Source organism: Caballeronia sp. S22 (assembly GCF_964261745.1).
Classification (GTDB): Bacteria; Pseudomonadota; Gammaproteobacteria; order Burkholderiales; family Burkholderiaceae; genus Caballeronia; species Caballeronia jiangsuensis.
This window is the reverse complement of record NZ_OZ180037.1, coordinates 234,379-246,451: the sequence shown is the minus strand read 5'-3', so window position 1 is coordinate 246,451 and position 12,073 is coordinate 234,379. Positions and strand designations below refer to the sequence as shown.

The following is a 12,073-nucleotide window of genomic DNA, read 5'->3' as shown; positions in this document are numbered from 1 at the left end:
GCGCTCTCGAAACCGAGGTATGACATGCGCGATTTTCAGGGATTGCTGGCGCGGCTTTTCGATGTCGTCATGGTGGTGGGCGGCGCCACCGTAGCATCGCGAATCCGGTTCGACAGTATTGCCGAGCCGGGCTACTACATGCCTTTCGTCGCCTTTGCAGCGGCGTTTTCGCTCGTGCTGTTCCCGGGTTTCGGCGTGTACGAGTCGTGGCGCGGGCGCAGCAAGCTCGTGCTGGCGAGTCATGTTTCGCTCGCGTGGCTCGTCGTGCAGGCATGCGTACTCGTTCTGATGTTCTCGTTGCATCGAATCGACGATGTCTCCCGGCTCTGGTTTGCATACTGGACCGCGATGTCGGGTGCGCTGATGATCATGGGACGTCTTGCCACGCATGCGGTGCTTGCGCGCATGCGTCATGCTGGGATGAACTTTCATCGGGTGGCTGTCGTCGGCTGTGGGCGGCATTGCGAATCGATCATGAGAAGAATCGAGCGCGCGAGTCATTCGGGATTTCGCACGATCGCCGTATTCAACGCTTCCGCCGAATTGCCGATAACTTCGAGCGTGCCCGTATTCGATGATTTCGATGCATTCGTCAGGCATGTCCGCGAGGAGCGGGTGGACGAAGTGTGGCTTGCGCTGCCGCTATCGCAAGATCGAACCATCCTGCGCTTCGTAAATGAATTCCGCGACGATCTCGTCAATGTGCGGTTCATTCCCGACGTGCGCAGTCTCGCGCTCTTCGAAAGCGGCGTGACGGACTTGCTGGGTGTGGCCGCGATCAATCTCATGGCTTCTCCGATTTCACAGAGAGCTTTGCTGCAGAAAGACGTTTTCGATCGGCTATTCGCGCTCGCGGCGCTTATCGCAATTGCACCGCTTTTGATCGTCATCGCCATTGCGGTCAAGGTGAGTTCGCCAGGACCCGTATTTTTCAGGCAGCGCCGCAAGGGCGCGGATGGACGGGAGTTCACCATCTACAAGTTCCGCTCGATGCGCCTGCATGCCGAGAAGGCCGGCGTCCTCCGGCAAGCTACGCGTAACGATCCACGAGTGACGCGCGTCGGCGCGTTTCTGCGTCGCACGAGCCTCGACGAACTGCCGCAATTCTTCAATGTATTGCGCGGGGACATGTCCGTTGTGGGACCGCGTCCGCATGCGCTCGAACATGACGATCTGTATCAGAAAGTCGTGCAAGGTTATATCCATCGATATCGGATCAAGCCGGGAATCACCGGCTGGGCGCAGGTCAATGGCTTTCGTGGGGAGACGGACCGGATAGAGAAAATGGAAGCGCGCGTGGCGCATGATTTGTACTATCTGGGGAACTGGTCTTTCTCACTGGATATGCGCATCATCGCCGCGACGGTGTTCAAGGGGCTGCGCAGCATCAACGCTTATTGATCCGGCCGCATTGCGCGGGCAGGCGTGCGACACGCGCGCATCATCTTTTTCTCGCGACGAACGTCGCTGACAGATCCGCGGCGCCGAGTTCGCCGCCCATCCATCTCACGCTATCGAGTATCTCGAAGCCACTGAGATCCAGCATGAGCTCGACTTCGGGCCTGAACATATAGCGCATGACGTGAGTCTCGAGAACTGTCTCGACGCTTTGCGTTTTCCAATCCGTCATGAGGATCGTGTATTTGACGGCTACCGTATTATCGTGCGGACGCATCATCGGCTCGGCGATTCGTATCAGCCCGGTATCTTCGCTGCATGCGCGCTTGATGCGCACTTTTGGCGGATCGGCAAGCACCGCCGGGCCGTACCAGCAATCGAACAGGAACAGCCCGGAGCGCGGCAGATGCGTCGCCGCCGTGTGGCACATGGCCATGAAGTCGGCGTTGGTCGTCTGATAGCTCGCGACATGAAACAGCGAGACTACGGCGTCATAGAGCTCGTCAGTTCGGACGGTGCGTGCATCACCTTGCTGGAACTTCAGCCGCCTGGCGACCGAGCCCGGCAGTGTGATGCGCCTTGCATCCGCGCGGGCGAGCATGTCCGCACTGGTGTCGATGCCGGCCACGCTGAATCCTGTGGTTGCCAGTTCCGCCGCATGGCGGCCGGTTCGACAACCGAGGTCCATCAGATTGCCGCCGACTATTCCATATCGTCCTAGAAGGTTGGCTACGAACTCGGCTTCTGCCTTGTAGTTTTTCTCATGATAGAAAAGATCATAGTATTGCGAGTAGCGCTGACTGAAGCTCATGAGAGGCGGCTCCGAAACGAAAACAAGTCCTCGAGATGTACTCATTCACGACAGAGGGTAGCCACCGCGCGGTTCACGGCTGTACGCGTGACGGAATTCGGCAAGGTGTTGGCCGGGTGGCCGATAGCTTTTGGAAAGCGCCGTTTTCGACGTGGACAAACCAATACATCGAACTGCAATTCGAATGAGATAACTTTCATTCGGACTGAATCTTTCGATCCCGGGAAATATAAAAAGAAAACGTTTGCGCTTGCCCTCGTTGCGTCATTCGAAGGACATGCGTTTCGTAAGCTTCCAAATAGATTGGTAGTCCGAATGCTATCGCTGATTTCGCGAAGAAACGTGGGCGAAGTCGAAGGCCGTGGGCGCTTGTCGGATCGATGCGGCATTCTCGGCCAAGATCATGCTCTTGCCCGCCACGGCGGAAAGGATGTACCGAATAGAAGACTAACCTGCCGGAATCATACGCAAACTACCCCATATATCTGCAACCGAAACATAGGGAGCTAACGCCATGTCTCACGTTACGGCCTTCGGCGATGCAGAGATCAGCAGTCTTTATCACTCATCTGAAGAGAGAGTGACAAAGCTCATAGGAATTTTGCTTTACGACGGATTCTCTCTTCTCGGTGCAGGAACGCTCGCCGAGGCACTTCATATCGCCAACGAAACGCAGTCGTCCGGCCTCAGCAATGGCGTGACCTATAGCGTCCGTCTGGTCTCCGCGCGCGGTGGCGCGGTTGCCTGTTCGTCGTCGGTATGCGTATGGACGGAACGATTGGGCGGCCAGCGGTTCCAGGGCTTCGATGCGCTGTATGTCGCGGGCGGAACCGGCGTGACGCGTGCGGCCGCGGATGAAAGCCTCATCGATTCATTGAGGATCGCGTGTTCTCAAAGCGGCGTGGTCAGTTCGCTCGGCAATGGCGACGTGATGCTTGCGGCCGCGGGTATTTCACGGCGCGACTGGGCATCGGTAGGCCGTGGCGTATGGCATACCGGGACGTCGAAGAGTGCGGCCTCGACAGAACGCAACGACGCGCTGATCAATTCGCTCGCGCTCGTGAAGCGCGATCTCGGCTACGACATCGCGACCGCGGTGGCTGACCGTCTCTCTTCGTCGAACGATCAGCATCTGCCGATCATGCTGAGCACGATCGGCACGACCACGTTGGCCGAAAAGGCGCAGGAATCCGCACGCTGGCTCGAACGCAATTGCGGACGTCCCATCTCGGTCGGCGATGCGGCTCGCACCGTCGCGATGAGTGAGCGCAACTTCCTGCGTCTGTTCAAACGTGAGATGGGGCTCACGCCGTCGCAATATCTTCTGCGTGCGCGCCTCGATCTGAGTTGTGAACTGCTTGTCAAAAGCGATTTGCCGATCGACAAGATCGCGCGCAGAACGGGATTGACCAATGGGGAAAGATTTTCGAAGGTATTCAGAAAGCAGTTTCTGATGTCGCCGACGGAATACCGGTCGAAGCGGAAAAACGGCGATGCGTTGTGATTGCCATTGGCATCGAAGAAGATGAACATCGGCTCGAAACCGAACGCGGTTTCGAGCCAGCGGAACGCGGCCTTCGCGTCCCGATACGTTTCCCGCGATAGCAGAAGCGCTCAGGCGGCCAACACTTCGTTGACCGCCGCTTGCGCATTCTCCACTGCCGCCGCGTGCTCGCGAATCAGCCGATACACGGTCTCGCCCGGCACGGTCTCAGATTCGAGCAACTGATCGGCGATCGCACGCAACACCGGCTCGTTCGCCTGCAGTAGCGCGAAGCATTCGTCGCTCAGATCGTGCAGCAACGCGTTCGCGTGTCCGATCGAATTCTTCAGTTGCAAGCCCGCATACTGCTGCGGCAGGGCGGCGAGACTAAAGAGATTGCCGTCCTCGTTGAAGCCGAATTTCGACACCATGTCGAGGCTGATGCGCGAAGCTTCCTGAAGATCCGACGCCGCGCCGCTCGATGCTTCGTCGAACATCAGCAGTTCCGCATTGCGCCCGCCGAGCAGCACCTGAATCTCGTTGCGCAGTTCGGTCTCGCGATACAGATGCTTGTCCTGCATCTTCGTGATGAGCGCTACGCCCAACGCGCCGCCGCGCGGCAGGATCGTCACTTCTTCGAGCACGCCCGTGTCGAGCAGCGCCGCGACGAGTCCGTGACCCGCTTCATGCACCGCGATGCGCGTGCGTTCGTCGTCGGACAGGGCGCGCTCCGCGCCGTTGACATCGCCGATACGCGCGATCTTGATCGCTTCGAGGAAATGCTTCGCGGACACTTCACGTTCGCCCGCCTTGCGCGCGACGAGGCCCGCCTGATTGACGATCATCGACAGCGTGGCCGGCGACAGACCCGTAGTGAGACGCGCGAGCTGATCGAAGTCGATGTCTTCGTTTTTCTTCTTCAGATTGGCCGCATAGAAACGCAGGATCTCGGCGCGATCGTCGAGACTCGGCAGACGCACTTGCACCGTGCGGTCGAAACGGCCAGGGCGCCGCATTGCTTCGTCGAGATTGTCCGGATGATTCGTAGCAGCGACGATGATCACGCCTTCGTTCGATGCGAAGCCGTCCATCTCCGCGAGCAGTTGATTGATGATGCGGTTGCTCTCCGCTTCGACGGGGCCGCCGCCGGTATCGGTGCGCTTGCCGAGGCCATCGGCCTCATCGATGAAGATCACGGTCGGCGCATTCTTGCGCGCGAGCTCGAACAGATGCTTCACCTTCTGGATGCCGACGCCGTAATACTTCGCGCTGAAATAGCTGCCCGTGATCGCGATGAAGTTCGCGCCGCATTCGCCCGCTAGCGCCTGCGCGAGGCGCGTCTTGCCGACGCCTGGGCCGCCCGTCATCAGAATGCCGCACGGTGCGCGCACGCCCATGCCGGTAAATTGTGCGGGCTCGGTCAACCATGCGCGCACATCCGTGAGCGCGGCTTTCGCTTCGCCCGCGCCGATGACGTCGTCGAAACGCAGCGTCGGCGACTCGCCGAGCAACTGCGCGCCGCCCCGCATCTCGCGACGCATGAACCAGAGAATGCCGCCGAGCATCAAGAGCGGCAGCAGAAGGCTCAGGATGTCGCGCGAACGATCGAACATTTCGCTCCAGCGCGCCACGCCCGTTCGCACGTCGGCGTCGGGCAGCCAGACGAGTTGATAAGGCGAGCTCGCGCCAGGCTTCATATCGCCGAGCAGCAGCGCATTGGAGAACGCGCCGTTATGGTCGGCGACGTAGTACTTCTCGCCCTTCATCGTGGACACGAGAATCGCATCCGGACTGACGCCGATCGTCGCGACATTTTTGTCGCGGATATCGGTCAGCATTTCCGATGCGTCCTTTTCCCGATGCGTCCACGCCGATGCGTCATGGCGCATCTGACTGGCGACACCTGCGAGCGCCGTGGACTGCGATTGCGCAGCGCGCAACTCATGGCGCCAATGCAGGAAGCCCACGCCCGCCACGAGCGTGGCTGCGATCACACCATACGCGATATATCGGCCAACACGTGACCGCAGCGAATTCCTTGCCGGTTTCATCAATTCTTTCCCAGTGGGACCGCGAGGGCGGCGCCCGTCAATCCATCGTCGGAAGAAATGGCATCCGAACGTGTCTCTGTTCGTGCTCCGGTGGTGGGATGCCCGCGCGATGTCTTGATCCTCAAGATGGCGAAGCGATCGACCTTGAACCGCAGATCGTCAACCATGCGAGCATGGCCCTTTTATCGGGAGGTGCTCCGCTGGAATGGTGCCCAAAATGCATGACCATTCGATAACGCGGAACAGCGCGCGAACGAGCGTCAAACACGTCGTTTCAGCTTTCACGTCCTTTTTTTAATTAACGGCAGGTGACGAGTCTTCTTGACGACCGTGTAAAAAGTGGATGCTCCGTGCTCGCGGCGTGATGCAGGTTTGATGGTGTATGCAGGACGGAGCAAGGATATCACGGGAAAAAGCTATGCTCCATCCGGTAAGGAATACTGCTTGCTTAAGCTAGTCCACTGTCCGCGACATGGGGCGCGCGGCGGATCTGAACCGGAGGGACATAACATCATGTTGTATTACGCGTTGGTCTTTTTCATTATCGCGATCATCGCCGCCGCCCTCGGGTTCGGCGGCATCGCGGCGGGCGCTGCGAGCATCGCGAAGATTCTATTCTTCATATTCCTCGTCATCTTCCTCGTGACGCTGGTGATGGGCCTCATGCGACGTTGACGGCCATCTCGTACGAGCGTCGTGTCGAGGCTGGTCGGCACGACGCTTTTTCTTCGCGAATCAATCTGCGATCCCGTCGCTCGCTTCTACGATCAACTTGAGCGACGCGTCCGGATCGTTCATCTCGCCGATTGCAAGCAAGGCAAAGCGCGCGAGAAAAAGCGATGCCTTCGTTTCGCCGAGTTGCGTCATCGTTTTGCACAGGCGCGTGTAGACGGCGTCGAGTTCTGCATCGTTCATGATCTTCTCCCTCGTTCAATCGGTTGATGCGGACAGCGCGCGTGCGATCGCCGCTTCGATATCGGGCGGTTGCGCATCGCGCCAGCGGCCGAGCACGTGGCCATCGGGCCGCAGCAAATACACGGTGCCGGACTGCGCGTCGTAACGCTCGAAGATGCGGCCCGTGTGATCCCATGCATGCACGCCTTGCGTTCGCGGATGAAGATGCGCGCTCAACGGCACTGCCCTGAACGGCAATCCGCTCGCGCGCAACGCGTGCGCGAGCGTCGCGAATGCGGCGGGCAAAGCGCCATCATCGGTAAAGCACAGCGCGGTGAAGCTCGGGCCGGCGAGATCGGTCAGATGCGCTTCGCGTCCATGCCCGGCCTCCACGATCGTCACCGGATACTCCGCCAGCACCGCGCCGGGAACGGGCCCCGATGCGAACACATCGCGATCGGCGACGTTCAGTGGCGAGGCCGCATACGTGATCGCGGAGGTCTGCCGCGGATTGATCAGCGAGCGCACTTCGGGATGCCTGGCCGCGAGACTCAGCACCGCCGTGCGCATCAGATCGAATGCGAACGAAGGCGGCGCCATGAACTCCGTGCTCTTCGTGCCGTAGCTCAGATTCTCGTGCGTGGCGGCGACGCGCTCGTCCGAATAGCTGTCGAGCAGCGTATCGGACGCGAGTCCCTTCACGACGAGCGCGAGCTTCCACGCGATGTTGTCGGCGTCGTCGATACCCGAGTTCGCGCCGCGCACGCCGAAGATCGGCACGAGATGCGCAGCGTCGCCCGCGAACATCACGCGCTGATGGCGATAGCGTTCCAGCGTCAGCGCATTGGCCTTGTAGATCGTGATCCAGATCGGCGACCATGCGCCCGTTTCACCCATCATGTCGAGCAGGCTTTGCACGCGCGGGATGACGTTATCGGGCTTCACGGCTTCGTCGGCATCTTCGCCATCGCGCAGTTGATAGTCGATGCGCCACACGTTGTCGGGCTGTTTGTGCACGAGCACGGTCGAGCCCGGATTCGACGATGGATCGAAGTACGCGAGCCGCTCCGTCGGCCGCTCGCTTTCGAGTTCGATATCGACGATCACATAACGGCCTTCATAACTCGTGCCCTTGAGTTGAAGACCGAGCGCTTCGCGTATCGTGCTGCGACCGCCGTCGCTCGCGACGACCCAGCCGGTTTCCAGCGCGTAATCGCCATCGGGTGTCGTGAGTTGCAGCGTCGCGCCATCGTCGCGCGCGTCGATCGATTTCACGCGTGTCTGCCAGCGAATATCGATGAACTCGACGCGCTTCTCGGCGGCGTCGAGCAGAAACTGTTCGATGTGATATTGCGCGAGATTGACCATCGGCGGCAGCTTCTGGTTTTCGTCCTGCGGCATCTTGAAATGCAGCACTTCCGTGTCGCGATAGAAGCTTCGGCCACCCGTCCACGGCAGGCCTGTTTTCAGAAAACCGTCGAGCGCACCCAGGCGTTCGATGATCTCCAGGCTGCGCCGCGAAATGCAGATTGCGCGGCTGCCGTGACACACGGAATCGTCCGCTTCGATCAGCACCGAGCGCACGCCATGATTCGCGAGGCCGAGCGCAATCGCGAGCCCGACCGGGCCGCCGCCGACGATCGTCACGTCATGACGTTTCACATCGATGCCTTTTTCCAGCGCCGGAACGCGCGCCGCGTACTTTTTCGCCGTGAACGGATACGGCTTGAATGGCTTGTTCATCCAGTGCTCCTTGCGTGATGCCTTAGACGGCTTGCGCTTTGTTTTGCGTGATCGGCAACATCATCACGACGAGCGCGCCGAGCGCCAGCAATACCGCCGAATAGATCAGCCCCGACGTGAAGCTGTGCGTCGCGTCCTTCAGCCAGCCGACGATCAGCGGATTGAGCGCCGAACTGATGTTGCCGGTCGCATTGATGACCGCGATGCCGATGGCGCGCGCTTTAAAGCTCAACGCGTGATCGGGCGTGGTCCAGAAGATCGACATCGCTGTATACGAGCCCGCCGACGCGAGGCACACGCCGAGCATGCGCAGCGCGGGGTTCGTCGAACATGCGGTGCAGAGCCAGCCCGCGGCGGAGAAGAGCATTGGCAGCATGAGGTGCCATTTGCGCTCCTGCTTGCGATCCGAACGGCGGCCCCACACGATCATCGCGACGATCGTGCAGATCTGCGGAATGGCCGCGAGCAGACCGATCGTGCGATTGCTCGCATCGGCGCTGAAGCTCTTGACGATGAGCGGCGTCCATACGGCGACCATCGCGAGCGTGTTCACGAGACAGAAGTATGCGATCGCGAACTTCACCACGGTCGGCGAAAGCAGTTCCGCGACGATGCCCGCGCCTCGTGCATCCTGCGTTGGCGTGGTCGCGTCGCCGGAATGTTCGGATGCGAGCGTGGCGGCGAGCGCGCGCTTTTCGTCGGCATCGAGCCAGCGCGCGGTGGCGGGACTGTCATCGAGATAGCGATACACGACGAGGCCGAGCAGCGCCGACGGCAAGCCTTCGAGCAGGAAGAGCCATTGCCAGCCCTTCAGGCCGAGCGTGCCGTCGAGCCCGAGAATGAAGCCGGAAAGCGCCGAGCCGACCGCCGCGGTCACGGGCATCGCGATCATGAACAGCGCATTGGCGCGCGCACGGTATGCGCCGGGAAACCAGTATGTGAGGTAGAGCAGGATGCCGGGCAGAAAGCCCGCCTCCGTCACGCCGACCAGCACGCGCAATACATAGAGCGACGTGGGGCTCGTCGCGAACATCGTGGCCGTCGAAGCGAGGCCCCAAGCGATCATGATCGTGCCGATCCAGCGGCGCGCGCCGATGCGCGCGAGCACGATATTGCTCGGAATGCCGAACGCGATGTAGGCGACATAGAAGAGCGTCGTCGCGAGCCCGAATTGCGTGCTCGTGAGGCCGAGGTCCTTCATCATCGTCAGGCCCGCGAAGCCGATGTTGATGCGGTCCAGAAACGAAAAGAAGAACAGCACGAAGAGGAACCACAGCAGATGCCGCGAGACTTTCGCGATCACCGGTTGTTCGTGCGTGCGGGGTATGGGCGTCGCGTTCAATGCGCCGCTTGCGCGGGTGGATTCCATGCTGTCGTCTCCGGTCGTGTCGCTCTGTCGGACATCTGATGCGTCGGAGTATGAAGCGCGGGATCGGGCCGCCTGTCCTCAATTTGGGTACAGCGCGAGGCCGTCAGCGGATCGGGGAAAACACGGATACGTTCGAACAATTGTCAGACCTTGCCCGGCCCGATGCACAGCGCGAACAGTTGCCGCTGGCTCGAAATGCCGAGCCTGCGGTATGCGCGCTTCTGATACGTGACGACGCTCGTCGCCTTGATGCCCATCGCATCGCCGATTTCCTGCGCGGTGCGGCCTTCGAGCACACCGGTCAGCACGTCGAGTTCGCGCTTGGAAAGTTCGGGGCACAGGCCGCGCACGCGCGCGAGCATGAGATGCGAGATCGGCATGTCGCGCTGCCCACAGATCGCGTAATGATGCTTCGCCGCGTGCGCGATGAGCGGCGCCATCGCTTCGATCAACGCGATCTCGCGCGGATGGTAATTGCCGAAGCGCGTGTCGCGATACAGGTTCACGGAGAGCCACAGATCCGCGCCCGGCTGCACGAGCAGCGACACGCGGTCCGACACGTTCGGCTGGTGATAGCACGCCGCGCGATACGCCTCGTTGGCGATATCCTCGCTCGTCTGCCGATGCAGCACGAGCATGGAGCCGGGCTTCTCGTTGCGCGCCGACGAAACGATCTTCTGATTGCCGTCGAGCGCGTAGAAATGGCGCGCGTAAGTGTCGGCGACATCTCGCAGGAAACGTCCGCCGCGATGATCCGCCACCGACACCGTGCGCGGCCGGTTGCCGAATTCATACGCGAAGATCGTGCATTGCGAAATCGCGGCGACGTCGCCGAGCAGCTTCAGCACTTCGGCGGCGAGCGCGTTGGAATCCTCGCTGCCGATCGACGACACGAGCTCCGTCGCGCGGCTGAGATCCATCTGCCCGTTCGAGGAGACGCGGTCGAGTCGCCAGGAGCGCATGATGGGCTAGACGAGATACGTGTGGGTCCCGCTATTCTAAGCCCGCGCTCTCATCCGCTAACGCGCGATGGCCGAGCGCAGCGCCGCATCGCGGCGCACGATCCAGTTGAAGAGCGGCGTGGCCATCAGCGTGCTGAGCACGGCCATCAGCACGAGGATCGAAAACAGTCCGGGCAGGATCACGCCCGCCGCAAGTCCGATGTTGATGATGATCAGCTCCATCAGCCCGCGCGCGTTCATCAGCGCGCCGATGGCCATCGCGTCGCCGGAAGGCTCGCCGTTCGCGCGCGCGGCCGCCCAGCATGCGATGCCCTTGCCGCCGAACGACGCCAGCAGAATCGCCACGGCCGCGAGCATGATGGCCGGGTCCATCAGCATGTCGAGCCGCGTGTTGAGGCCCGAGTAGGTGAAGAACATCGGCAGCAGAAACACGACGACGAAGGGCTGCAGCATGTCGCGCAACTTTTCCGTCAGCGGGCCGCGCGGCAGCGCGACGCCGAGCAGAAAGCCGCCAAAGACTGCATGAATGCCGATGGCGTCCATTGCGAATGCGCAGAGCGAGAACAGCGCCAGCACGGTGGCGAGCACGCTCGTGGGCAACGGCGCGTGCGGATTCAATCCGGCCGCGAGCCGGCGCAGCAACTTGCCGCCGGCGAAGATCATGAAGAGCGCGAAAGCCGCGCCGCCGCCGATCGCTGCATACGCGCCCATCCACGAGCCGCCGAAGCTCGCGAGCACGATCGCGAGGATGCACCACGCGGCGGCGTCGTCGAATGCGCCTGCCGTCAGCGCGAGCGTGCCGAGCGACGTGCCGGTCAGCCCGCGCTCGTGGATGATGCGCGCGAGCATCGGAAACGCGGTGATCGCGATCGCCGCGCCGAGAAAGAGCGACGCCTCGTAGAGCCGCACCTTTTCCGCGAAAAGACCGGGGATCGTGTGCAGCCACGGCGTCAGCGCGAACGCGAGCGCGAACGGCGCGACGATGCCCGCGATCGACACGCTCATCGCGCTTTTAGCGCGGGCGCGGAAGTGGTCCGCGCGAAACTCCGTGCCGACGAGAAACATGTAGAGCCCGACGCCGAGCTGCGCGGCGACGTAGAGCGTGCCCATGGTCGCCTTGGGAAAGAGCGCCTGCTGCCAGTGCGGCAGCAGCATCCCGAAGAGCGAAGGGCCGAGCAGCACGCCCGCGATCATCTCGCCGACGACTTGTGGCTGACCGACGCGCTGCGCGAGCCTGCCGACGAGCTGGCTCGCGAGCACGATCACCGCGGCCTGGGCGAAAAAATAGACGGACAACTGGGAAGACGGCATCTTTTGAGCAGCGAATAACGGACGACCGGAGTCTGAGGGCGAGGGCGGCGA

Annotated in this window: 10 protein-coding genes; 3 read left to right on the top strand and 7 right to left on the bottom strand. The window is 61.5% G+C overall.

The genetic code is table 11. From position 1 onward, the window contains the following. The first annotated feature begins 24 nt into the window (after positions 1-24). On the top strand, positions 25-1,401 hold the full coding sequence (locus ACEN42_RS24835) for an undecaprenyl-phosphate glucose phosphotransferase (RefSeq protein ID WP_371885029.1): 1,377 nt from the start codon (positions 25-27) through the stop codon (positions 1,399-1,401). 40 nt (positions 1,402-1,441) lie between these two features. Here the strand turns inward: ACEN42_RS24835 and ACEN42_RS24830 are convergent, their stop codons facing one another. Next, the gene (locus tag ACEN42_RS24830) at positions 1,442-2,209 is read right to left on the bottom strand and encodes a class I SAM-dependent methyltransferase (RefSeq protein WP_187606856.1); all 768 of its coding nucleotides are present in this window, start codon (positions 2,207-2,209) and stop codon (positions 1,442-1,444) included. A gap of 580 nt (positions 2,210-2,789) precedes the next feature. On the opposite strand from ACEN42_RS24830, the gene ACEN42_RS24825 reads away from it, so the two are divergent. Then, positions 2,790-3,713, top strand: a complete 924-nt coding sequence (locus ACEN42_RS24825) for a GlxA family transcriptional regulator (RefSeq protein ID WP_309243957.1) — start codon at positions 2,790-2,792, stop codon at positions 3,711-3,713. Between the two features lie 110 nt (positions 3,714-3,823). Here ACEN42_RS24825 and ACEN42_RS24820 read toward each other — a convergent pair whose 3' ends face one another. Beyond that, on the bottom strand, positions 3,824-5,743 hold the full coding sequence (locus ACEN42_RS24820) for an AAA family ATPase (protein WP_371885028.1): 1,920 nt from the start codon (positions 5,741-5,743) through the stop codon (positions 3,824-3,826). A gap of 513 nt (positions 5,744-6,256) precedes the next feature. Between ACEN42_RS24820 and ACEN42_RS24815 the strand changes: the two genes are divergently transcribed. Next, positions 6,257-6,418, top strand: a complete 162-nt coding sequence (locus tag ACEN42_RS24815; protein ID WP_035508907.1) for a DUF1328 family protein — start codon at positions 6,257-6,259, stop codon at positions 6,416-6,418. Positions 6,419-6,478: 60 nt separating this feature from the next. On the opposite strand, the gene ACEN42_RS24810 is transcribed toward ACEN42_RS24815, so the two are convergent. The 5 genes from ACEN42_RS24810 to ACEN42_RS24790 all read right to left on the bottom strand — a co-directional run bounded on the left by ACEN42_RS24810 (position 6,479) and on the right by ACEN42_RS24790 (position 12,022). After that, positions 6,479-6,658: a hypothetical protein gene (locus ACEN42_RS24810; RefSeq protein ID WP_371885027.1), complete on the bottom strand. Its 180-nt coding sequence runs from the start codon at positions 6,656-6,658 to the stop codon at positions 6,479-6,481. A gap of 15 nt (positions 6,659-6,673) precedes the next feature. Further along, a complete protein-coding gene (locus ACEN42_RS24805; protein WP_371885026.1) occupies positions 6,674-8,380 on the bottom strand; it encodes an FAD-dependent oxidoreductase in 1,707 nt (568 codons plus the stop codon). A gap of 22 nt (positions 8,381-8,402) precedes the next feature. Then, the gene (locus ACEN42_RS24800) at positions 8,403-9,749 is read right to left on the bottom strand and encodes an MFS transporter (RefSeq protein ID WP_371885025.1); all 1,347 of its coding nucleotides are present in this window, start codon (positions 9,747-9,749) and stop codon (positions 8,403-8,405) included. Between the two features lie 143 nt (positions 9,750-9,892). Then, positions 9,893-10,711, bottom strand: coding sequence for a helix-turn-helix transcriptional regulator (locus ACEN42_RS24795; RefSeq protein ID WP_371885024.1), 819 nt, complete (start codon positions 10,709-10,711; stop codon positions 9,893-9,895). A 57-nt stretch (positions 10,712-10,768) separates the two neighbouring features. Continuing rightward, complete coding sequence (locus ACEN42_RS24790; protein ID WP_371885023.1) at positions 10,769-12,022, bottom strand: cation:proton antiporter; 1,254 nt, start codon at positions 12,020-12,022, stop codon at positions 10,769-10,771. Positions 12,023-12,073: the final 51 nt, after the last annotated feature.